The sequence below is a fragment of the Mesorhizobium sp. P2_H9 genome (assembly GCF_056403215.1).
Map to the genome: position 1 here is coordinate 533,687 of NZ_JBFUFX010000001.1, position 23,464 is coordinate 557,150.

Below are 23,464 nucleotides of genomic sequence, written 5' to 3' on the forward strand. Positions count from 1 at the left end.
AGCATGACCTATCGCAACCCGCCGACGACGCCGCGCAAATCCGCGACCTTCGACGACTACACGCTCTCTGAAATCCGCCGCGCCGCGGCGACCGGTATCTATGACATTCGTGGTGCCGGCGCAAAGCGCAGGCTGCCGCATTTCGATGACCTGCTGTTCCTTGGCGCCTCGATCTCGCGCTATCCGCTGGAAGGCTATCGCGAGCGCTGCGACACCAGCGTCGTGCTCGGCTCGCGCTATGCCAAGAAGCCGATCGAGCTGAAGATCCCGATCACCATTGCCGGCATGAGCTTCGGTTCGCTGTCCGGCCCGGCGAAAGAAGCGCTAGGCCGTGGCGCGACCTTGTCGGGCACCTCGACCACCACCGGCGATGGCGGCATGACCGAGGAAGAGCGCGGCCATTCCAAGCAACTGGTCTATCAGTACCTGCCCTCGCGTTACGGCATGAACCCGCGCGACCTGCGCCGGGCCGATGCCATCGAAGTGGTCGTCGGCCAAGGCGCCAAGCCCGGCGGCGGCGGCATGCTGCTTGGCCAAAAAATTTCCGACCGTGTCGCCGAAATGCGCACGCTGCCGAAAGGCATCGACCAACGTTCGGCCTCGCGCCATCCCGACTGGACCGGGCCCGACGATCTCGAGATCAAGATCCTCGAACTGCGCGAAATCACCGACTGGGAAAAGCCGATCTACGTCAAGGTCGGCGGCGCGCGGCCCTATTACGACACAGCCCTTGCGGTGAAGGCGGGCGCCGATGTCGTCGTCGTCGACGGCATGCAGGGCGGCACCGCGGCCACCCAGGAAGTGTTCATCGAGAATGTCGGCCAGCCGACGCTTGCCTGCATCAGGCCGGCGGTGCAGGCGCTGCAGGATCTCGGCATGCACCGCAAGGTGCAGCTGATCGTCTCCGGTGGCATCCGCAACGGTGCCGATGTCGCAAAGGCGCTGGCGCTCGGCGTCGACGCGGTTTCCATCGGCACGGCAGCGCTTGTCGCGCTCGGCGACAACGACCCACGCTGGGAGGCCGAGTACAACGAGCTCGGCACCACGGCTGGCGCCTATGACGACTGGCACGAGGGGCGCGACCCCGCGGGCATCACCACGCAGGACCCAGAACTGATGAAGCGGGTCGACCCGATCGCCGCCGGACGGCGGCTGGCGAACTATCTGAAGGTGATGACGCTGGAAGCACAGACCATCGCGCGGGCCTGCGGCAAGAACAGCTTGCACAATCTCGAGCCCGAGGATCTCGTCGCGCTCACCATCGAAGCCGCCGCCATGGCCGGCGTGCCGCTGGCCGGCACCAACTGGATACCGGGGAAGAACGGCTTCTAAGACATCCGAATAGCAAAAATACCATCAAGCGAGGAACTATAATGGGGAACGATCTCGCCGCCTTCGCCAAAGAGAACGGCGTCAAATATTTCATGATTTCCTACACCGACCTGTTCGGTGGGCAGCGTGCCAAGCTGGTGCCGGCGCAAGCCATCGCCGACATGCAGAAGGACGGCGCCGGCTTTGCCGGGTTTGCCACCTGGCTCGACCTGACGCCGGCTCATCCCGACATGCTGGCGGTGCCGGATCCGGATTCGGTGATCCAGCTGCCATGGAAGCCAGAGGTCGCCTGGGTCGCCGCCAACTGCATCATGGACGACAAGGAAGTCGACCAGACGCCGCGCAACACGCTGCGGCGGCTGATTGCCGAGGCGGCGAGCGATGGCATGCATGTCAAGACCGGCGTCGAGGCCGAGTTCTTCCTGATTTCGCCGGACGGCAAAACGATATCCGACGAGTACGACACCGCGTCGAAGCCCTGCTACGACCAGCAGGCGGTGATGCGCCGCTACGATGTCATCGCCGAGATCTGCGACCACATGCTGGCGCTCGGCTGGGGCGCCTACCAGAACGACCATGAGGACGCCAATGGCCAGTTCGAGATGAACTGGGCCTTCGATGACGCCCTGGCGACCGCCGACAAGCACTCCTTCTTCAAGTTCATGGTCAAGTCTGTGGCGGAAAAGCATGGCCTGCGCGCCACCTTCATGCCGAAACCCTTCCAGGGCCTGACCGGCAATGGCTGCCATGCCCACATCTCGGTATGGGACAAGGCGGGCAAGACCAATGTCTTTGCCGACAATGCAATGGAACTCGGCCTGTCGGCCAAGGGCAAGAATTTCCTCGGCGGCATCATGAAGCATGCCTCCGCGCTTGCCGCGATCACCAACCCGACGGTCAATTCCTACAAGCGCATCAACGCGCCGCGCACCATTTCGGGCGCCACCTGGGCGCCGAACACGGTGACCTGGACCGGCAACAACCGCACCCATATGGTGCGCGTGCCCGGCCCCGGCCGCTTCGAACTGCGCCTGCCCGACGGTGCGGCCAACCCGTATCTGCTGCAGGCCGTCATCATCGCCGCCGGTCTCGACGGCATCCGCTCCAAGGCCGATCCCGGCAAGCGCTACGACATCGACATGTACCAGTTCGGGCATACGGTGAAGGGCGCGCCAAAACTGCCGCTCAACCTGCTCGATGCGTTGCGTGAGTTCGACAAGGACAAATCGCTGAAGGCGGCGCTGGGTGAGGAATTCTCGGCGGCCTACCTAAAGCTGAAGCACCAGGAATGGAATTCCTATGCTTCGCACTTCACGCAATGGGAGCGTGACCACACGCTGGATATCTAACGTCCCAGCGGTGCGAGCGACCTCGGAATGAATTTATGAAATACTCGATCTTCTCGCTCGCCCGCGCCGCCTTTTCCGGCCACAAGAACTGGCAGCGCACCTGGCGCGACGCCACGCCGAAAGACCGCTACGATGTGGTGATCATCGGCGGCGGCGGCCATGGCCTGGCGACCGCGTGGTTCCTGGCCAGCGAGTACGGCATCAAGAATGTCGCCGTGCTCGAAAAGGGCTGGATCGGTTCCGGCAATGCCGGCCGCAACACCACCATCATTCGCTCCAATTACGGCCTTCCCGGGAATACCGGCTTCTACGAATTGTCGATGAAGCTGTGGGAGCGGATGGAGCAGGATCTCAACTACAACACGATGGTCAGCCAGCGCGGCGTCCTCAATCTCTATCACTCCGACGCACAACGCGACGCCTATGCGCGGCGCGGCAACACCATGCGGATCAACGGCATCGATGCCGAACTGCTTGACCTCCCGGCGATCAAAAAGATGATCCCGTTCCTGAACTTCGACAATGCACGCTTTCCGGTGCAAGGCGGGCTGTTGCAGCGGCGCGGCGGCACGGCGCGTCACGATGCCGTGGTCTGGGGCTACGCCCATGCAGCGAGCGCACTCGGCGTCGACATCATCCAGAATTGCGAGGTCACCGGCTTTGTCAGAGACGCCAACGGCAAGGTGACCGGCGTCGAGACCTCGCGCGGCAAGATCGGCGCCGGCAAGGTCGGCATGGCGGTTGCCGGCAGCACCTCGCGCGTCGCAGCGATGGCCGGGTTGCGGCTGCCGATCGAAAGCCATGTGCTTCAGGCCTTCGTCTCCGAGGCGATCAAGCCGCTGATCCCCGGTGTCATGACCTTCGGCGCCGGCCATTTCTATGTCAGCCAGTCCGACAAGGGCGGGCTCGTCTTCGGCGGCGATATAGACGGCTACAATTCCTATGCCCAGCGCGGCAATTTGCCGGTGATGGAAGACGTCTGCGAGGGCGGAATGGCGCTGATGCCGATGATCGGCCGCGTGCGGCTGCTGCGCCAGTGGGGCGGCATCATGGACATGTCGATGGATGGCTCGCCGATCATCGACAAGAGCCCGGTCGACGGGCTCTATCTCAATGCCGGCTGGTGCTATGGCGGCTTCAAGGCGACGCCCGGCTCCGGCTTCGTCTTTGCCCATCTTCTGGCGCGAGACGAGTCGCATGTTGAAGCCGCAAAGTTCCGCCTCGACCGTTTCCGGCGCGGTGCAATGATCGACGAAAAGGGCCAGGGCGCCCAACCGAACCTGCATTGAAGGCGGTCTGAAAGAGCATGCGTATTGTCTGTCCCTTCTGCGGCGAACGCGAACTCGGCGAGTTCACCTATCTCGGCGACGCCAAGCCGGTGCGACCAGAGGCCGACGCCCCGGAAGACGCGGTGTTCGACTATGTCTATCTGCGCGACAATATCGCCGGCGAGACCAGCGAATACTGGTACCATGGCGGCGGCTGCCGGGCCTGGCTGAAGATCGCCCGCAACACGCTGACGCACGAGATTTCGGCGGTGGAACCGGCGGCGGGTGTTGGCGCCGCCAAGGTTGGCGCGTGATGGCCGGCGCACAGACAAATCGGCTGGCCAGCGGCGGCCTCATCGACCGCTCGGCGCTGCTGAATTTCCGCTTCGACGGCAAGACGCTCTCCGGCTTCCAGGGCGACACGCTGGCCTCGGCACTGATCGCCAATGGCGTCAAGCTGGTCGGCCGCTCGTTCAAGTACCATCGGCCGCGCGGCATCCTCACCGCCGGCTCGGAAGAGCCCAACGCGCTGGTCGAGTTGCGCACCGGCGCACGGCGTGAGCCGAACACCAAGGCGACCACTGCCGAACTCTATGACGGCCTCGAAGCCGCCAGCCAGAACCGCTGGCCGTCGCTGCGCCACGATGTGATGTCGGTCAACCAGCTGTTCGCGCCGATCTTCGTCGCCGGCTTCTACTACAAGACCTTCATGTGGCCCGCGAAATTCTGGGAAGCGATCTACGAACCGGCGATCCGCCGTGCTGCCGGTCTCGGCCGCGCTGCAGGCGTTGCCGATCCCGACCACTACGACAAGGCGTGGGCGCATTGTGATGTGCTGATCGCCGGCTCCGGCCCGGCGGGGCTTGCGGCAGCACTCGCCGCCGGTCGAAGCGGCGCCCGCGTCATCCTGTGCGAGGAAGATTTTACGCTCGGTGGCCGCCTGCTCTCCGACGGGGGCACGATCGACGGCCTGCCGGCAGCCGAATGGATTTTTCGCACGCTGGCCGAACTTGCCGCGCTGCCGGACGTGCGCATCATGAGCCGCACGACGCTTTTCGGCGTCTATGATGGTGGGACCTATGGCGCGATCGAGCGGGTCAGCGACCACCTGCCCTTGCCGCCCGAGCACCAGGTGCGCCAACGGCTGTGGCGGATCGTGGCCAAGCGCTGCATTGTCGCGGCCGGCGCCATCGAGCGGCCGATCGTCTTTGCCGGCAATGATACGCCCGGCGTGATGATGGCTTCGGCGATGCGGACCTATGTCGCGCGCTATGCGGCGTCTCCGGCAAAGCGCGTCGCGCTGTTCACCAACAATGAGGATGGCTGGCGCACGGTCGAGACCGCGCTAGCCGCAGGGTTGCAGATCGCGGCGGTCGTCGATGCACGGCCTGACGTATCTCCAGCCCATCGCTCGCTCGCCTCTAAGAACGGGTTCACCGTACTGCACGGCTCCGTCAGCGGTGTCGATGGCGGCAAGGACGGCGTTCGGAAAATTGCGGTATCGCTCTCCGGTGGCGCGCGCGCCGAAGTCGAGGCCGACGGGCTCGCCGTTTCCGGTGGCTGGAACCCGGCGGTCGGACTGACCTCCTACCATCGTGGCCGGCCGAAATGGCAGGACGCTATTGCCGCTTTCGTGCCAGACGGAGCGCCTCCCGGCATGGTCGCCGTCGGTGCCGCCAACGGCGCTTTCGGACTCGGCGCCTGCCTGAGCCAAGGTTTTGCCGCCGGTGCTGCGGCGGCAGCTGGTGCCGGTCGCAGCGGCACGGCAGGCGCGACCCCGGTCGCCGATGACGAGGCCTTCTCCCTGACCCCGCTCTGGCATGTCGCCGGTAAAGGAAAAGCCTTTGTCGACTACCAGCACGACGTCACCGCGTCAGACATCGAACTGGCGCAGCGTGAAGGGTTTGAATCGGTCGAGCATTTGAAGCGCTACACGACGCTCGGCATGGCCACCGACCAGGGCAAGACATCCAATGTCGCCGGCCTCGCCATCATGGCTGCGGTCAGCGGCAGGTCCATTCCGGAAACTGGCACGACGATCTACCGGCCTCCTTACGTGCCCGTCGCCATCGGCGCCTTCGCCGGTCATCATCGTGACGAGACTTTCCATGCGACGCGGCTGACACCCTCGCATCATTGGGCGGCCGAACAGGGCGCCATCTTTGTCGACACCGGCCTGTGGAAGCGGGCGCAGTGGTATCCGCGCGCCGGCGAGAAGGACTGGCTGGAATCGGTGACCCGCGAGGTCAAGGCGGTGCGCGGCGGCGTCGGCTTCTGCGATGTCTCGACGCTGGGTAAAATCGACGTGCATGGCCCGGATGCCGGCGCGTTCCTCGACCGCGTCTACATCAACACCTTCTCCAGCCTTGCCGTGGGCAAAGCCCGCTACGGGCTGATGCTGCGCGAGGACGGCATCGTCTATGACGACGGCACCACGTCGCGGCTGGCCGAGGATCATTATTTCCTGACCACCACCACGGCCAAGGCCGGGCTGGTGATGCAGCATCTCGAATTCTGCCGGCAGGTGCTGTTCCCCGAGCTCGACGTGCAGCTCACATCTGTCTCCGACCAGTGGGCGCAGTTCTCCATCGCCGGACCCAAGACTCGCGACCTGCTGAAAGAAATCGTCGATCCGGCCGAGGATCTTTCCAACGAAGGCTTTCCGTTCATGGGCGCGCGCGAAGTGGCGCTGCGCGGCGGCATCAAGGCGCGGCTGTTCCGCATCTCGTTCTCCGGCGAAATGGCGTTCGAGATTTCCGTTCCGGCCCGCTATGGCGAGGCGCTGGTGCGCAATTTGATGCTGGCCGGCGCGCCATTCGGCGTGACGCCCTACGGCACCGAGGCGCTCGGCGTTATGCGCGTCGAAAAGGGCCATGTCGCCGGGCCGGAACTGAACGGCACCACGACCGCGGGCGACCTCGGCCTCGGCAAGATGATGTCGACCAAGAAGGACTTTATTGGCCGCAGCATGGCCGGCCGCGAAGCGCTCGTGGCGTCGGACCGGCAGGTCGTGGTCGGTATCAGGCCGGTCGACAAGGCGCGCCGTTTGCGCTCCGGCGCGCACATCATTCCGAAGGGCCAGACACCCGGCCCAGGCAATGACCAGGGCTACGTCACCTCGGTCTGCTTCTCGCCGACGCTCGACCAATGGATCGGGCTCGGGCTGGTCGAACGCGGGCGCGGGCGCATCGGCGAGATCGTCCATGCGCATGATCCGCTGCGCGGCGAGGACTATGATGTCGAGCTCTGCAATCCCGTCTTCTACGATCCGGATGGAGGGCGCCAGCGTGGCTGAGTTTTCCTGGGACATTCGCAGCCCGCTTGAGCGGGCGCTTGCCGCCGGCGCGCATGGCGCGGGCGGCATCGAGGCCGGCGTCTCGCTGACCGAAGTCCGCAATTTCGACCTCGTGCAGGTAATGGCGCGGCGCGGCAAGGCGGCAGAGGTTGCGGAGGCCGCGCAGGCCCGCTTCGGCGTGGCGGCTCCGGAAACACCGAAGGCGGTCGACACGGCGGATGCGACGCTGATCTGGTCCGGACCGGATCAGTTTTTTGTCCTGACCAAGGGCGGCAAGCATGGGACCGGAGAACTCGGCCCGGCCTTTGCATCGTCCGCCTCGCTGTCGGATCAATCTCATGCGCGCGCGCTGATCAGTATCTCCGGTGCCAAGGCACGCACCATGCTGGCAAAGCTGTCGTCGATCGATCTGCATCCGGCGGCATTTTCGGTTGGCGCTGCTGCCGCGACCTCGATGGATCATACCAGCGTCACGCTCTGGCGCGGGAATGATCGGGCGGATGGACTGGCGGTGTTTAACGTTCTGGTGTTTGCGACGTTCGCCGAGAGCCTTTGGCATACGATGCTGGATTCGGCTGCGGAATATGGCGTGGCGATCGCGCATTCGGAGGATTTGGCGTAGCGCGCCCTTCCCTTCTCCCCCTGTGGGAGAAGGTGGCTTGGCGCGCAGCGCCAAGACGGATGAGGGGTGTTGGAAGAAACTAGGCGTCAAAAAATATAACTATTCTAGGTACTTATGTCTTCCCCGTTGCGATCCGTCCAGCACCCCTCATCCGACCGAGCTGCGCTCGGCCACCTTCTCCCACAAGGGGAGAAGGGAGAGCCGCACCCAGTCGCTCCACCTTGCTAAACCTACAAGGGCTGCTATTCTTGCTGCTAAAGTAATTTTACACACAGGCAAACTTGTTTCTCGAACCGCAAGGCTGAGATGAGCCAGTCGCCCTACCCCGCAATTGCCGCCGGACCGCCCCGACCGAGCCTGATCCTCAGGCCCGGCCAGATCGCGCTGCCGGCGGGCATGGAGCGTCATACGATCCAGGGCAACGGCGCAGTGCTCCTCGACATCGAGGCCGGCGATACCATCACCGTGCGCAATGTCGAGGGCGGGCAGGCTTGCGAGTTGCTCGCGTGGGACAAGACCGGCGTAAGCGACGCAGGCATCCTCGGTGAAATACCCAACAGCAATGCCACCGGCATCAAGGCGCTGCTGATCGACGGCGACGACAGTCTCTCGGCTGTCCGCCGCGGGCTCGAACGCCGTCAGGTGCAGCTCGATCAGGCCAAGGCGGTGCGCGTGTTCGGCGGCACAACGCCGGCCGGCACCGAACAGGGTTTTACCGTCGCCCGGGACGGCGCCATGCTGATCGCCGCGCCGGGCGGGCCGATGCTGGTCGATGGCCACGACACGGCGACACCGCTCAGCGTCATCGTGCGCCGCGCCACGATCCGCCCTGCCTCCAAATCGCAGCTTGGCGATCCGCTCGCCGATCCGGTGCTCGATCTGCGGGTTCATTCGGCGACGGCGGAATCCTACTTCGTCAAGGCCGGCGACTATCTGCAGATCATCGATGTCGACGGCCGGCAGTGCACCGACTTCCAGTGCTTTTCGGCGCGCAAGCTGGACAAGGGCCGCGACCATCCGCTCGACGTGACGACGACGCGCACGCTGATGGGATCGAGCTATCCGATGCCCGGCCTGCATTCGAAATATTACGACCAGGACATGGAGCCGCTGGTCGAGGTGGTGCAGGACACGTGCGGCCGGCATGACGCTTTCGCGCTGGCTTGCGCGGCCAAATATTACGACGACATCGGCTATCCCGGCCATACCAACTGCTCGGAGAACTTTAATCGGGCGCTGGCAGACAGGGGCGTCACACCGCGTGCGGGCTGGATGGCGATCAACTTCTTCTTCAACACGGCGATCGACGCGCATGGCGTCATGGTGTCCGACGAGCCATGGTCGCGGCCGGGTGATTATGTGCTGCTGCGGGCGCTGACCGACATCGTCTGCGTGTCCTCTGCCTGCCCAGACGACACGACGCCGGCCAATGGCTGGAACCTGACTGACATCCATGTGCGAACCTATTCCGGCCAGCACAAATTCTCGCGAGCGATCGCCAGACGCATGACGCCCGATTCGGAACCGAAAATGACCCGCGAGACAGCCTTTCATTCGAGCTTTGCCAAGCACACCCGCAACTTCGTGGAGTATAGGGGGTATTGGCTGGCCAATGCCTTCGCCAAGGAGGGCCCCATCGACGAATACTGGGCTTGCCGGCAGGATGCTGTGATCATGGACCTGTCGCCGCTGCGCAAGTTCGAAGTCACCGGCCCGGATTCCGAAGCGCTGCTGCAGTATACGCTGACCCGCGACGTCAAGAAGCTCGGCGTCGGCCAGGTCGTCTATTCCGCCATGTGCTACGAGCATGGCGGCATGATCGACGACGGCACGCTGCTGCGACTGGGCAAGGACAATTTCCGCTGGGTCGGCGGCGACGATCTGTCCGGCGAATGGCTGCGCGAGACGGCGGCAAAGCTCGGCCTCAACGTGCTGGTGCGCTCGTCGACCGACCAGATGCACAACGTCGCCGTGCAAGGGCCGAAGAGCCGCGACATCCTGCGAGAGGTGATCTGGACCTCGCCGTTGCAGCCATCGATCGACGAGCTCGAATGGTTCCGCTTTGCCGTGGCGCGCATCGGCGGCGGCAACGGCATCCCGGTCGTGGTGTCACGCACCGGCTACACCGGCGAACTCGGCTACGAGATCTGGTGTCATCCGCGCGACGCCGCAAAAGTGTTCGATGCCATCTGGGAGGCTGGCCAGCCGCACGGGCTGAAGCCGATGGGTCTGCAGGCGCTCGACATGGTGCGCATCGAGGCCGGGCTGATCTTCGCCGGTTACGAGTTTTCCGACCAGACCGATCCCTTCGAGGCCGGCATCGGCTTCACCGTGCCACTGAAGAGCAAGACCGACGACTTCATCGGCCGCGAGGCGCTGATCCGGCGCAAGGAATATCCGCAGACGAACCTGGTCGGCCTCGACATCGATGCCAATGTCGCCGTCGGCCATGGCGATTGCGTCCATGTCGGCCGCGCCCAGATCGGCGTCGTCACCTCCAGCATGCGTTCGCCGGTGCTGAATAAGAACATCGCGCTGGCGAGGCTCGATGTCACTCATGCCGCCATCGGCGCGCAAGTCGAGATCGGCAAGCTCGACGGCCATGCCAAGCGACTGCCGGCACGCGTCGTCGCCTTCGCCCATTACGATCCGCAGAAGACCAAACCGCGCTCCTGATGCCCGCCTCGAGACGTCCTGCCGACTAGCCTGCGACGCTGTCTGCCGGTCGGGTTTTCGTGTTTTCACAAGCGTGATGTGCATGGCCTCACAAAACGCTTGACGTGAAAGCGCGCCGGATCAATGTTCACTGTTAAGAAAAAAATGCGACTGACCGGAAACACCGGCAGTCGACCAAAGCATGCATCTGCGATGAAGCCACGCACAGTCGCGGCCGTCACGGACGGGGAACATCAAAAAGGGGATTTCACACACATGAGCACGACAACGACTGCGCTGGCGCAGCCCGCCGCCGAAGGCGAACTGCACCGGAATATCGACTGGCGCGGCGCCTTCTGGGTGGCCAGCGGCGTTCCGGCCCTCGTCCTGTTTTCGATCGGCGGCATTGCCGGCACGACCGGAACGCTGGCCTTCCTGATCTGGACCGTGTCCATGGTCATGGGCTTCCTGCAGTCCTTTACCTATGCGGAAATCGCCGGCCTGTTCCCGAACAAGTCCGGCGGCGCCTCGGTCTACGGCGCCACCGCATGGCTGCGCTATTCCAAGTTCATCGCGCCGCTGTCGGTGTGGTGCAACTGGTTCGCCTGGTCGCCGGTGCTGTCGCTCGGCTGTTCGATTGCCGCCGCCTACATCCTCAACGCGCTGGCGCCGGTGCCGCTGTTCACCGAAACCTCGCCGGAAGTGGTCACCTACATCGCCGCCCATGTCGGCACGGCGCCAGCTGACGCGATTGCCGCCGTGGCGGCTGCGGCAACGCCCGCGATCCGCAACTGGACCTTGTTCAGCCATACGCTGGGTCCGGTCTCGTTCACGCTCAACGCGACCTTCTTCATCGGCGCCGTGCTGATGCTGATCATCTTCGCCATCCAGCATCGCGGCATTCTCGGCACGGCCAATGTGCAGAAATATATCGGCCTGCTGGTCATCATCCCGATGCTGATCGTCGGCGTGGTGCCGATCTTCACCGGCCAGATCGACTGGGCGAACTTTTCGCCGCTGGTGCCGCTGGCTGCCGCCTATGCACCTGAACCCGGCTCGTGGAACATCGCTGGCTGGACGCTGGTGCTTGGCGGTATGTTCATCGCGGCGTGGTCGACCTATGGGTTCGAGACCGCCGTCTGCTACACCTCCGAATTCAAGAACCCCGGCACCGACACGTTCAAGGCCATCTTCTATTCCGGCCTGTTGTGCCTGCTGCTGTTCATCCTGGTGCCCTTCACCTTCCAGGGCGTGCTCGGCCTGAACGGCATGTTGGCCACCCCGATCGTCGACGGCTCCGGCGTTGCCGACGCGCTGGCCGGCATGGTCGGCGGCGGAAATCTCATCCACAGCCTGCTGGTGATGCTGATGATCCTGGCGCTGGTGCTGTGCATCATGACGGCCATGGCCGGTTCTTCGCGCACGCTCTACCAGGGCTCGGTCGACGGCTGGCTGCCGCGCTATCTCAGCCACGTCAACGAGCATGGCGCCCCGACGCGCGCCATGTGGACCGACCTGATCTTCAACCTGATCGTGCTGGCCATCGCTTCGGCCGATGCGACGAGCTTCTTCTTCATCCTCGCCGTGTCGAACTGCGGCTACATCATCTTTAACTTCCTCAACCTCAACGCCGGCTGGATCCATCGCATCGATAACGGCCATATCGCCCGGCCGTGGAAAGCACCGGGCTGGCTGCTCGGCGTCGGCGCCATCTTTGCCTATGTCAACGCGATCTTCATGGGTGCGGGCGCCAAGGTGTGGAACCCGATGGCGCTGTGGGCCGGACTGATCACCGCTGCCCTGATCATCCCGGTGTTCTGCTTCCGCCACTACATCCAGGACGGCGGCAAATTCCCCGACCATATGCTGGCCGACCTCGGCATGAATTCGTCCGATCTGGCGGTAAAGAAGGCGGGAATGCTGCCCTATCTGACGCTGGTCGCCGGCGTCGTGGTGATGCTGCTCGCCAACTGGTTCTTCGTCATCTGACAGCAATCGGAAGGGATCGAGCGTAGTCGCGCTCGATCCTAGCCTCCCGGCTGAAGCCCACCCCGACAGTGTCGGGGTGGGCTTTTTCGTCTTCGGCTGGTGACAGATCCATTGCGTTCCGTCGTCGGTGCGAATATGCTTGTTATACGATCGTTCAACAAGCGTATTCGCTGACACCGATGACCTGTAACCCTCGCTACGAAATCCTGTTCGAGCCGATGCGGATCGGGCCTGTCACCGCGCCGAACCGCTTCTACCAAGTGCCGCACGCCAGCGGCATGACCAACGCGCTGCCCAGGGTTCGCGCGGCCTTTCGTGAAGCCAAGGCCGAGGGTGGATGGGGGGTGATCTGCACCGGGGCCTGTTCGATCGACCCGAGTTCGGACGACGCGCCGCTGCCTTTCGCCACGATGTGGGACGACAACGATATCCGCGCCCATGCGCTGATGACGGAAGCGGTGCACCGCCATGGCGCGCTGGCCGGCGTCGAATTGTGGCACGGCGGCGCCTCGGTGATGAACAGGACAAGCCGGCTGCCGCCGCTGTCGCCATCCGGCATTCCATGGATGGCCACCCATGTCGGCTTCATGGGCAATTTGCGGCCGAAGACGATGGACAAAGTCGACATTCGCGAGGTGCTGAGATGCCAGGCCGAAGCGGCGCGCAAGGCGCGCACCGCCGGCTTCGACATCGTCTATGTCTATGCCGGCATGGGTTATCTCGGCTACGAATTCCTGCTGCCGGAATACAACCATCGCGCCGACGAATATGGCGGATCGATCGAGAACCGGGTGCGCTTCGTGCGCCAGATGATCGAGGTCACCAAGGAGGCCGTCGGCAAGGATTGCGGCGTCGCCTTGCGGGTAAGCCTCGAGGAACTGCGCGGCCGGCCCGGCCGCAACCAGCCCTCCGAGGCGCACGAGCTGGTCGAGCTGCTCGCCGATTTGCCCGACCTGTTCGACGTCAAGATGGATTCCAGCCCGACCGACTGCTCGGCGTCGCGATTCAGCGGCGAAGGCAGCCACGAGCCAGTGATCGACTTCGTCAAGTCGCTGACGAAAAAGCCGGTGGTCGGCGTCGGCCGTTTCACCTCGCCCGACACCATGGTCTCGCAAATCAGGCGCGGCGTACTGGACTTCATCGGCGGCGCGCGGCCTTCGATTGCCGATCCGTTCCTGCCGAACAAAATCCGCGAAGGCCGCGAAGCCGAGATCCGCGAATGCATCGGCTGCAACATCTGCATTTCAAGCTGGCATGACGGCGTGCCGGTGCGCTGCACGCAGAACCCGACGGCCGGCGAAGAATGGCGGCGCGGCTGGCACCCCGAACGCGTCGAGCGCACCGACGCGTCTGAGCGCATTCTGATTGTCGGCGGCGGACCAGCCGGGCTGGAATGCGCACTGACGCTCGGCCGTCGCGGCCACGAGGTCACGCTCGCCGACAGCAGCCGCAGCTTCGGCGGTCGGCTGACCTTCGAGAAGACGCTGCCCGGCCTGTCCGCCTGGAATCGCGTCGTCGACTATCGCCTCGGGCGCCTCAATGAGATGAGCAACGTCTCACTCTACCCGGTGAGTACGCTCGGCGTGGACGAGATCATCGACCTGGCGCCGGAGCGCGTGGTGCTGGCGACCGGCGCGCGCTGGACGGATATGGTCTATTCCGCGCTGGAGATCCCCGTCGGCAGGCTCGACCATCCAGATGTCCTGACCCCGGACGATATCGCCGGTGGCCGGCTTCCCCAGGGGCCGACCTTGGTCTTCGATTTCGACAATTATTACATGGGCGGCGTCCTCACCGAACATCTGGCCGCGCACGGCATACCGGTCAGCTACGTGACCCCGGCCGGTCAGGCTTCGGCCTGGACGGTCATGACTAACGAACTGCCGTTGGTGCATCGCGCGCTTGCGCGGCGCAAGGTGCCGGTGACGACGCTGCATCTGCTGAAGTCGTTCGACGGCGAGACGGCGACGCTGGCGCATCTGTTCACCGGTGAGGAAACCCGAATGGCCTGCCGCTCGGTGGTGATCGTGGGACTGCGGTTGCCGCGCAATGAACTGTTCGAGTCCCTGACAGAAAAGGCGGATGCGCTTGCGGGAGCCGGCATCAAAAGCGTCGATCGGATCGGCGATACGCTGGCGCCCGGCGCCATCGCTCATGCGGTGCATAGTGGCCACAAGCTCGCGCGCGAGATCGGCACGAAGATCCGCTGGCAGCCCTACCGCCGCGACACGCCGATCGTCGATGCGGTGGTGGATTTCGACATGCGGACGGCTGCGGAATAGGAGAAGGTCATGGAGCGCATCACGGCACGTCGCAGACCCGGCCGCCCGCAACGCGAGATCGGCGGCATCGAACAACGGCCGTGGAAGCAGCTCACGCGACCTTACGCGCCGATCGAGATCCTGTCGGCCGACCAGGTGCAGACGATCCACGAGATGGGTCTCACCATCCTCGAGGAGATCGGCATGCGGGTGCTGCAGCCGCAGGCGCGCCAGTTCTATCGCGCGGCCGGCTGTGAAGTCGACGAAGGCGAGATGCGGGTGCGCTTCGACCGCGCCATGGTGATGGAGCGCGTCGCCATGGCGCCGTCCTCATTCGAGTTGCGCGCGAGGAATCCGGAGAAGAACGTCAAGATAGGGGGGAAGCACTGCATCCTGTCGTCGGTCGGCGGCCCGGCCTATGTCATGGACAATGACCGCGGCCGCCGCCCCGGCACCTATGCCGAGATGTGCGACTATCTGAAACTCATCCAGTCGTTCAACGTGCTGCACCAGGAGGGCGGCGGGCCGTTCGAGCCGCTCGACCTGCACCAGAACACGCGCCATCTCGACCTCTACTATGCCGAGATCACATTGCTCGACAAGAATTGGCAGCCACAGACGCTTGGTCGGGGTCGCGCCACCGACGCGCTGGAAATGGTGGCGATTTCACTCGGCACGACGCGCGAAAATCTCGCGCAAGAGATGCCTGTCTTCACCGGCATCATCAACACCAATTCGCCGCTGCAGCTCGACGAGCCGATGGCCGAAGGGCTGATCGCACTGGCCGAGCATGGCCAGGTCAATGTCATCACCCCCTTCACGTTGGCCGGCGCGATGAGCCCGGTGACGCTGGCCGGCGCGCTGTCGCAGCAGCATGCCGAGGCGCTGGCCGGCATTACTCTCACCCAGATCGTGCGCCCCGGCGTGCCGGTGATGTATGGCGGCTTCACCTCCAATGTCGACATGAAGACCGGTGCGCCGGCCTTCGGCACGCCTGAGTATACGCAGGCCGCCCAGATCACCGGCCAGCTGTGCCGGCTGATCGGCGTGCCGTTCCGCTCCAGCAATGTCACCGCCGCCAACTCGGTCGACGCGCAGGCGGCCTATGAAAGCGCCATGTCGCTGTGGGGCTGCCTGATGGGCGGCGCCAATCTGGTGCTGCATGCCGCCGGCTGGCTCGGCGGCGGGCTGACCGCATCGTTCGAGAAACTGGTCATCGATGCCGAGATGCTGCAGATGATGTGCGCCTATTTCGACCCGCCGGTGGTCGACATCGACACGCTGGCGCTGGAGGCCGTGCGCGAGGTCGGCCCGGCCGGGCATTTCTTCGGCGCCGCACACACGATGCAACGCTACGAGCGGGCGTTCTACTCGCCGCTGGTCTCCAACTGGGACAATTACGACACCTGGGTCGAACGGGGCCAGGTGACAGCGCGCGAGCGAGCCAATGTCGTGTGGAAGCGCATGGTCGCCGAATACGAGCAGCCGCCAATCGATCCGGGCATCGACGAAGCGCTGCGCGACTATATGGAGCGCCGCAAGCGCGAGGGCGGTTCGCCGCTGAATTAGACCCCGCGCAGCGGGCCGACCTGAGCTTCGAGCATCTCGAAGCCGGCAGCCTCCGCTGCCTGCGGTGTCACGACGCTTTCATCAAGACACCATTCGAGCCAGAGCCCGTCGACCAGGGCGATGAAATTGCGCGCCAGCGCCGGCGCATCGACGTCCCGGCCGCGCGGCGTGGCGACCGCGGCGATGTCCTCGGCGAGTTCGGCCCGGTAGGCGTCGTATAGTTCACGATGCGCTGCCTTGAGGCGCGGGTTGACGGCGATCTCACCCCACAGCGAGAGCCAGATCAGCAAATTGTCACGGCTGAAATAATCGGGCGAGAAGTTTGACTGCACCAGAGCGGCCAGCGAGGCCTCGGGCGGCCAATCGGGTTTCTCGGCGCGGCGGCGCTTGGCCTCGGCGATCTGGTTGTTGACGCTGGCATAGAGCGAAGATTTGTAGACCTCGACCAGCAGCCCGTCGCGACCTTCGAAATGGTGGTTGATCAGGCCACGCGAAACGCCGGCCTCCTTGCAGATGCGATCGATGGTGAAGGCGCCGATGCCGCCAACCGACAGGCACCGCGTCGCCGCCTCGATCAGCATGGCACGGCGCACATCCGGCTGCTCGCGGCTGAAGCGCGGCGGCGACTTCTTGGCGCCGCGCTTGCGTTTGGGGGTTGCTGGTTCCGTCATCGACCCCAGCTAATCGATTGCCGTCAAACTGTCCACGTCTTGCCGGTCACGCCCTTTAGCCGGCCTTGCGGATCGCCGCTTTGGTGTCTTCGAAGAACCGGTTCAGCGGCCGCTGCAGGCCGAGATTCTCGCGCAAGGTCGTGCCCTCATACTCGCGCCTGAAGAGCCCCCGCCGCTGCAGCTCGGGCACCACCTTCTCGGCAACGTCGTCGAGCCCGGCGGGCAGATAGGGAAACATGATGTTGAACCCATCGGAGCCCTCGGTGACCAGCCATTCCTCCATCTCGTCGGCGATCGTCTTGGGAGTGCCGACGAAAGCCAGGCCGGAATAGCCGCCCAGCCGTTGCGCGAGCTGCCGGACGGTCAGATTTTCCTTGCGCCCCAGTTCGATGACGCGCTCGCGGCTGCTCTTCGAGGCGTTGGTCTCGGGTATTTCGGGCAGCGCTGCATCCGGATCGAAACCCGATGCATCATGGCCAAGCGCGATCGACAGCGAGGCAATGCCGCTCTCGTAATAAACAAGACTGTCGAGCTTCGCCCGCTTGGCCTGCGCTTCTTCGATGCTGTCACCGACGATGACGAAGGCGCCGGGCAGGATCTTGATGTCGTCGCGTGAACGGCCGAGCTTTTGCGCCCGGCCCTTGACGTCGGCAAAGAAGCGCTGACCCGCCCCCAGATCGGCATGGGCCGCGAAAATGACTTCGGCCGTTTCGGCCGCCAGCTGCCGTCCGGCCTCCGATGCGCCGGCCTGGACGATGACCGGCCAACCCTGGATGGGACGCGCGATGTTGAGAGGGCCGCGCACCGAGAGATGCTCGCCCTTATGGTCGAGCACATGCAGCCTCTCCGGATCGAAGTAGAGGCCGCTTTCCGCGTCGCGGATGAAGGCGTCGTCGGCAAAGCTGTCCCACAGGCCGGTGACGACGTCGTAGAATTCGCGCGCCCGCTGGTAGCGCTCGTCATGCTCGACATGCTCGTCGAGGCCGAAATTCAGCGCCGCGTCGGGGTTGGACGTGGTGACGATGTTCCAGCCCGCGCGGCCGCCGCTGATATGGTCGAGCGAGGCGAACCGGCGGGCAATGTGATAGGGCGCGTCGAAGGTCGTCGACGCGGTTGCCACCAGCCCGATGTGATCGGTGACAGCGGCGAGCGCCGACAGCAGCGTGAACGGCTCGAAGGACGTGACCGTATGGCTGCGCCGCAGCGCCTCGATCGGCATGTTGAGCACGGCCAGATGATCGGCCATGAAGAAGGCGTCGAACTTGGCCGCCTCCAATGTCTGCGCGAAGCGTTTGAGGTGCGCGAAGTTGAAATTGGCGTCGGGATAGGCGCCCGGGTAGCGCCAGGCGCCGGTGTGAAGACTGACCGGGCGCATGAAGGCGCCGAGCCGCAATTGTTTTTTGTCTGCCATGGATGATCACCTGACGTGGACGAGCGCTATCACTCCGATATGCCAGCAGGATCGGACGGCTTTGCGGTGCTGGAAAGGAATTCTGTTTTGCAAAACCCGTTCTCGGGAGCATTTTCGTATGGATGGCCGTTCAATCTATTTTGATGAACACGCCCTTGGTGTTGAGATATTCGTCGAGATGCTCACCGCCGCCCTCGCGGCCATAGCCGCTCATCTTGTAGCCGCCGAAGGGCACTGCCGGATCGATGGCGTGATAGGTGTTGACCCAGACCGAGCCGGCGCGGATCTTTCGTGACAGTTTGTGCGCGGTGGCGACGTTCTGCGTGAACACCCCGGCGGCTAGACCATAAAGCGTGTTGTTGGCCCGCTCGACCGCTTCGTCCAGTGTATCGAAGGGCAGCGCCGAGATGACCGGGCCGAAGATTTCTTCTCGGGCGATCTTCATGTCGTCGGAGACGCTGGCAAAGACCGTCGGCGCGACGAAATTGCCGGCGGCAAGCGTGCCTTCGGTGAGACGGGTGCCACCGGTAACGAGTGTCGCACCTTCAGCCGTGCCGGCTTCGAGGTAACCTGTGACCCGTAGCAACTGCTTTTCGGAGACAAGCGGGCCGATCTCGGTTGCCGGGTCGATGCCATCGCCGATCCTGAGCCCTTTGGCGTAAGCGGCGAGCCGCGCGACGAACTCGTCATGGATGGAGCGCTCGACGAACAGGCGCGAGCCGGCGATGCAGATCTGGCCGGAATTGGCAAACACCGACATCGCGGCTACCGGCACCGCTTTGTCGAGATCGGCGTCGGCGCAGACGATGACCGGTGACTTGCCGCCGAGTTCCAGCGAGACACGCTTGAGGTTGCCAGCTGACGCCCGGATGATCGACTGGCCGGTTGTGGTCGAGCCGGTGAAGACGATCTTGTCGACGCCCATATGCTCGGCCAGTGCCGCGCCTGCCTCGGCGCCGGTGCCGGTCACGATGTTGACGACGCCCGGGGGAACGCCGGCCTCGTTCATGATGTCGGCGATCAGCAACGGCGTCAGCGGCGCCTCTTCCGATGGCTTCAGCACAATGGTGCAGCCGGTGGCCAATGCCGGACCGATCTTCCAGATCGAGGCGGCGGTCGGCGCGTTCCAAGGGATGATGGCGCCAACGACGCCGACCGGTTCCTTGCGGGTGAAAGAAACGACTTCACCCGGCAGCGAGTTCTCGATGGTCTCGCCATGCAGCGCGGTGGCCATGCCGGCGTAATAGCGCAGCATACCGATGACACGGTTGCGGTTGGCGCGGGTGCGCACGATCGGCATACCCATATCGGTGGTGTCCGAGCGGCTGATCTCTTCCCAATGCTTTTCGAAGAGGTCGGCAATCTTCAGCAACAGCACCTGCCGCTCATAGGGCTTGAAGCGGCTCCACGGCCCGTCGAAAGCTTTTCGCGCTGCCGCCACGGCGAGATCGATGTCCTGACGGTCGCCGCGCGGCACCGTGGCGATGACCGCGCCTGTGGCCGGATTGCGGGTCTCCATGGTCAGGCCCGAACGGGCATCGACCCAGGCGCCATAGATGAACATCTGGCGATGGCGTCCGTCGATCGGCAGGCGCAGGGTGATCGAGGTCTGGGCCAGAGTCATGATCTTCCTCCTCGCAATAGGCGGGGTGATGGCCGCCCGCGATGGAGAAAGCCAGAACGCCGCACGTCAGACGTACGGCGTTCTAGCATTTTTTGACCGGCGCATCCTATGCGCCAGCGGGGATCACTCGGCTGCCAGGGCCAGTTGCGGCCTTTCGTTGTTTTCGGCCAGCTCGGCCTCGACCGCCTCTTCCGCAGTCGCGGCCTTCTTCGGCTCGCGGCCGAAGAACAGCGCATAGCCTGCCGGCAAAACGAGGATGGTGAGCACGGTGGCAACCAGGATGCCGCCCATCATGGCGTAGGCGAGCGGGCCCCAGAACACGGCGCGCGAGATCGGGATCAGCGCCAGCACCGCCGTCATCGCCGTCAGCACGATCGGCCGGAAACGGCGGACAGCCGAACCGATGATGGCCTCCGAGCGTTCCATGCCTCGAGCTATATCCTGGTCGATCTGGTCGACCAGGATGATCGAGTTGCGCATGATGATGCCAAGCAGAGCGATGACGCCGAGGATGGCGACGAAGCCGAACGGCGCGCCGCTGATCAGAAGTGCGGCCGCAGCCCCGATGATGCCGAGCGGGCCGGTGGCCAGCACCAGCATCGCCTTGCCGAAATGCTGCAGCTGAATCATCAACAGCACGACGATGATAGCCAGCATGATCGGCGCCTTGGCGGCGATCGAAGCCTGGCTTTCCGCCGAATCCTCGGCGCCGCCCTGGATCTCGACCTTGTAGCCGGGGGCGAGGCCGTCACGCAGGCCTTTTATGTCGTTGTACAATTTGGTGACGACATCGTTCGACTGCACGCCATCCGGCAGCGTGGCGCGCACCGAGATGGTTGGCAGACGATCGCGCCGCCATTCGACGCCTTGCTCCAGCACCGGGACGACCTTGGCCACTTGCGACAGCGGCACGAAGCCGCCGAAATCGGTCGGGATGGAGATCGAGTCGACCGAGGACAGCAGGCTGCGGCTTGCGTCCGGTTCGCGGGCGACGATGGAAACCGTCTCCTCGCCGTCGCGGAAATCATCGAGCGGCGCGCCCGACATGGTTGCCTGCAGCATCTGGCGAATGCGCTGCGAGCTGACGCCGAGCGCCCGGGCGCGGTCCTGGTCGATGACCAGCTTCATCGCCGGCACCGGTTCCAGCCAGTCGTCATGGATGGCGCCGAGCTGCGGATTTTCCGCGAATTTCGCCTTCACCTGATCGGCAATGCGGCGCACCTCCTGGCGATCCGGGCCCATGACGCGCATCTGCACCGGCCAGCCTGTCGGCGGGCCGAGGAAGAGGCGGTCGACCTTGCCGCGGATCGACGGGAAGTCCTGCGCCAGAATGGTGCGCAGCTTGACGATCAGCCGCTCGCGGGCCGGTTCGTCATTGGCCATCACCAGAAGCTGGGCGAAGTTCGGGTTGCGCAGCTGCTGGTCGAGCGGCAGGAAGAAGCGCGGTGCGCCCTCGCCGATATAGGTGGCGATGAAGCGCTTGTCGGTGTCGCCCATCATCTTGGCTTCCAGCGCCTTGGCCTGCGTCTCCACCTCCTTGATCGAGGTTCCCTCCGGCAGCCAGAGGTCGACAAGGATTTCCGGACGCGACGATTGCGGGAAGAAATTCTGCGGGATGAACTGGAACGCCCACAGGCTGGTGGCAAAGGTCATCAGCGTCATCACCAGGACGATGATGCGGTGGCGCACGGCCCAGCCGACGGTGCCGCGCAGCCGGCGGTAGAAGCTGGTGTCGAAGGCATCGTGGTGATTGCCGGCATGCTTGCGCTGCTTGAGGATCATGTAGCCGAGCCACGGCGTGAAATAGACCGCCACGAACCAGGAGACGACCAGCGCGATGCCGACGACGTAGAACAGCGTGCGGACATATTCGCCGGCCGTCGAGGCGGCGAAACCGACGGGGATGAAACCCGCGGTGGTGATCAGCGTGCCGGTCAACATCGGGAAGGCGGTCGAGGAATAGGCGAAGCTCGCCGCGTCGATCTTGACCAGCCCCTCTTCAAGCTTGCGCTCCATCATCTCGACGACGATCATCGCATCGTCGACGAGCAGGCCGAGCGCAATGATCAGCGCGCCAAGCGAAATGCGCTGCAGGTCGATGCCGAGCTCGTACATGATGGCGAAGGTGGCGGCCAGAACCAGCGGAATGGCGATGGCGATGACCAGGCCCGAGCGCCAGCCGATCGACAGCAGCGAGACGGCAAGCACGATCAGCAGCGCTTCGCCCAGCGCCTCCATGAACTCCTTCACGGCATCGCGGACGACTTCCGGCTGGTCGGAAATCTGGTCGACCGAAACGCCGTAGGGCAGCGCCTCTTCGAAACGCTTGTAGGTCGCCTCGACGTCGGTGCCGACATCGGTGACGTTGAAGCCCCTGGCCATGACGACGCCGAGCTGGACGCTTTCGTGGCCGTTGAAGCGATATTTGCGCTGATAGGGATCCTCGAGGCCGGCGGACACGGTGGCGATGTCGCCGAGACGCGTCACCTGGCCGCCGGCGCGCAAGCGCAACTCCCTGATGTCGGCTGCCTTGGTCACGTCGCCTTCGACCGAAATGCGCACCGAACGCAGACCGGTGTCGACGGAGCCCGCCGGATCGACATTGTTCTGACCCTTGATGGCATTCTGCAGGTCGGACAGCGTCAGCCCGCGCTCGGCAAGCGCCTTAGACGACACGTCGATATAAATCTTCTCCGGCTGGTCGCCGATGATGACGGCCTTCTCGACGCCTGGCGTCGTCAGCAGCATGTCGCGCGCCTGGATGGCGAATTTCTTCAGTTCCGGATAGCTGTAGCCATCGCCGCTGATCGAGTGCAGGGTGATGAACGTGTCGCCGAACTCATCGTTGAAGTATGGCCCGAGCAGCCCCTGCGGCAATTCATTGGCGATGTCGCCGACCTTCTTGCGCACCTGATAGAACGCGTCGGCGACCTGCGCCGGATTGGTGTCGCCCTTGACCTGCAAGGTGATGATGGCGCTGCCGGCGCGGGTGTAGGAGCGAACGAAATCGAGATGCGGCGTTTCCTGCAGCTTGCGCTCGATCTTGTTGACGACCTGGTCCTCCATCTCCTGGATCGAGGAGCCAGGCCAGATCGCCTGGACAACCATGACGCGGAAGGTGAAATCCGGGTCTTCCTTCTGGCCCATGCGCATCAGGCCGAGTGCACCGGCAATGATGATCAGGCCAAACAGAAAGCGCGCGATGGAGGGATGGCCGATGGCCCAGCGCGAAAGATTGAAAGGCTGCTTTTCATTGGCGTCGGTGGTCATGGCGTCAGCCCATCCAATTGATCGTCAGCGCGTTTGCGCACGTTCTCAGAGTTTCCGATGTCGGCTTCCGGGCGGCGAGGCTTTCCGAGCGGAGAGACTCATCGCGGTGGGACGCGGGTCAGATGTGGGGGTTACATCAACCTTGCGT

General features: G+C 64.2%; 14 protein-coding genes. 10 read left to right on the forward strand and 4 right to left on the reverse strand.

The window, feature by feature from the left end:
- Window positions 1-3 precede the first annotated feature (3 nt).
- The 10 genes from AC1DXN_RS02620 (at window position 4) to AC1DXN_RS02665 (ending at window position 16,340) form a co-directional block, all read left to right on the forward strand.
- Window positions 4-1,332, forward strand: a complete 1,329-nt coding sequence (locus AC1DXN_RS02620) for an FMN-binding glutamate synthase family protein (protein ID WP_477271647.1) — start codon at window positions 4-6, stop codon at window positions 1,330-1,332.
- 41 nt (window positions 1,333-1,373) lie between these two features.
- Window positions 1,374-2,681: a type III glutamate--ammonia ligase gene (glnT, locus tag AC1DXN_RS02625; RefSeq protein WP_477271645.1), complete on the forward strand. Its 1,308-nt coding sequence runs from the start codon at window positions 1,374-1,376 to the stop codon at window positions 2,679-2,681.
- A gap of 35 nt (window positions 2,682-2,716) precedes the next feature.
- A complete protein-coding gene (locus tag AC1DXN_RS02630; protein ID WP_477271643.1) occupies window positions 2,717-3,970 on the forward strand; it encodes a sarcosine oxidase subunit beta family protein in 1,254 nt (417 codons plus the stop codon).
- Window positions 3,971-3,987: 17 nt separating this feature from the next.
- Entirely contained in the window at window positions 3,988-4,263 is a 276-nt protein-coding gene (locus AC1DXN_RS02635; RefSeq protein ID WP_477271641.1) for a sarcosine oxidase subunit delta, read from the forward strand.
- Complete coding sequence (locus AC1DXN_RS02640) at window positions 4,263-7,244, forward strand: sarcosine oxidase subunit alpha (RefSeq protein WP_477271639.1); 2,982 nt, start codon at window positions 4,263-4,265, stop codon at window positions 7,242-7,244. Before AC1DXN_RS02635 ends, AC1DXN_RS02640 begins: the two co-directional genes overlap by 1 nt.
- The gene (locus tag AC1DXN_RS02645) at window positions 7,237-7,866 is read left to right on the forward strand and encodes a sarcosine oxidase subunit gamma (RefSeq protein ID WP_477271637.1); all 630 of its coding nucleotides are present in this window, start codon (window positions 7,237-7,239) and stop codon (window positions 7,864-7,866) included. The genes AC1DXN_RS02640 and AC1DXN_RS02645 overlap by 8 nt, the downstream gene beginning before the upstream one ends.
- Window positions 7,867-8,172: 306 nt before the next feature.
- The gene (locus AC1DXN_RS02650) at window positions 8,173-10,542 is read left to right on the forward strand and encodes a DUF1989 domain-containing protein (protein ID WP_477271635.1); all 2,370 of its coding nucleotides are present in this window, start codon (window positions 8,173-8,175) and stop codon (window positions 10,540-10,542) included.
- A gap of 255 nt (window positions 10,543-10,797) precedes the next feature.
- Entirely contained in the window at window positions 10,798-12,510 is a 1,713-nt protein-coding gene (locus AC1DXN_RS02655; protein WP_477421446.1) for an APC family permease, read from the forward strand.
- A gap of 179 nt (window positions 12,511-12,689) precedes the next feature.
- The gene (locus tag AC1DXN_RS02660; protein ID WP_477271631.1) at window positions 12,690-14,792 is read left to right on the forward strand and encodes an oxidoreductase; all 2,103 of its coding nucleotides are present in this window, start codon (window positions 12,690-12,692) and stop codon (window positions 14,790-14,792) included.
- Between the two features lie 9 nt (window positions 14,793-14,801).
- Window positions 14,802-16,340 (forward strand): trimethylamine methyltransferase family protein, encoded by a 1,539-nt coding sequence (locus AC1DXN_RS02665; RefSeq protein ID WP_477271629.1) that lies wholly within the window; start codon window positions 14,802-14,804, stop codon window positions 16,338-16,340.
- Here AC1DXN_RS02665 and AC1DXN_RS02670 read toward each other — a convergent pair.
- The 4 genes from AC1DXN_RS02670 to AC1DXN_RS02685 form a co-directional block, all read right to left on the reverse strand.
- Entirely contained in the window at window positions 16,337-17,011 is a 675-nt protein-coding gene (locus AC1DXN_RS02670) for a TetR/AcrR family transcriptional regulator (protein WP_477271627.1), read from the reverse strand. The two genes, AC1DXN_RS02665 and AC1DXN_RS02670, sit on opposite strands and share 4 nt — an antisense overlap.
- A gap of 55 nt (window positions 17,012-17,066) precedes the next feature.
- The gene (locus AC1DXN_RS02675) at window positions 17,067-18,422 is read right to left on the reverse strand and encodes an LLM class flavin-dependent oxidoreductase (RefSeq protein ID WP_477271625.1); all 1,356 of its coding nucleotides are present in this window, start codon (window positions 18,420-18,422) and stop codon (window positions 17,067-17,069) included.
- 130 nt (window positions 18,423-18,552) lie between these two features.
- Window positions 18,553-20,046, reverse strand: coding sequence for an aldehyde dehydrogenase family protein (locus AC1DXN_RS02680; protein ID WP_477271623.1), 1,494 nt, complete (start codon window positions 20,044-20,046; stop codon window positions 18,553-18,555).
- A 123-nt stretch (window positions 20,047-20,169) separates the two neighbouring features.
- Complete coding sequence (locus AC1DXN_RS02685) at window positions 20,170-23,316, reverse strand: efflux RND transporter permease subunit (RefSeq protein WP_477271621.1); 3,147 nt, start codon at window positions 23,314-23,316, stop codon at window positions 20,170-20,172.
- Window positions 23,317-23,464: the final 148 nt, after the last annotated feature.

Excerpts from the sequence above, each read along its gene's own strand:
- AC1DXN_RS02620 (WP_477271647.1), top strand. The coding sequence starts at position 4 with ATGACCTATCGCAACCCGCCGACGACGCCGCGCAAATCCGCGACCTTC.
- glnT (WP_477271645.1), top strand. The coding sequence starts at position 1,374 with ATGGGGAACGATCTCGCCGCCTTCGCCAAAGAGAACGGCGTCAAATAT.
- AC1DXN_RS02630 (WP_477271643.1), top strand. The coding sequence starts at position 2,717 with ATGAAATACTCGATCTTCTCGCTCGCCCGCGCCGCCTTTTCCGGCCAC.
- AC1DXN_RS02635 (WP_477271641.1), top strand. The coding sequence starts at position 3,988 with ATGCGTATTGTCTGTCCCTTCTGCGGCGAACGCGAACTCGGCGAGTTC.
- AC1DXN_RS02640 (WP_477271639.1), top strand. The coding sequence starts at position 4,263 with ATGGCCGGCGCACAGACAAATCGGCTGGCCAGCGGCGGCCTCATCGAC.
- AC1DXN_RS02650 (WP_477271635.1), top strand. The coding sequence starts at position 8,173 with ATGAGCCAGTCGCCCTACCCCGCAATTGCCGCCGGACCGCCCCGACCG.
- AC1DXN_RS02655 (WP_477421446.1), top strand. The coding sequence starts at position 10,798 with ATGAGCACGACAACGACTGCGCTGGCGCAGCCCGCCGCCGAAGGCGAA.
- AC1DXN_RS02660 (WP_477271631.1), top strand. The coding sequence starts at position 12,690 with ATGACCTGTAACCCTCGCTACGAAATCCTGTTCGAGCCGATGCGGATC.
- AC1DXN_RS02665 (WP_477271629.1), top strand. The coding sequence starts at position 14,802 with ATGGAGCGCATCACGGCACGTCGCAGACCCGGCCGCCCGCAACGCGAG.
- AC1DXN_RS02670 (WP_477271627.1), bottom strand. The coding sequence starts at position 17,011 with ATGACGGAACCAGCAACCCCCAAACGCAAGCGCGGCGCCAAGAAGTCG.
- AC1DXN_RS02675 (WP_477271625.1), bottom strand. The coding sequence starts at position 18,422 with ATGGCAGACAAAAAACAATTGCGGCTCGGCGCCTTCATGCGCCCGGTC.
- AC1DXN_RS02680 (WP_477271623.1), bottom strand. The coding sequence starts at position 20,046 with ATGACTCTGGCCCAGACCTCGATCACCCTGCGCCTGCCGATCGACGGA.
- AC1DXN_RS02685 (WP_477271621.1), bottom strand. The coding sequence starts at position 23,316 with ATGACCACCGACGCCAATGAAAAGCAGCCTTTCAATCTTTCGCGCTGG.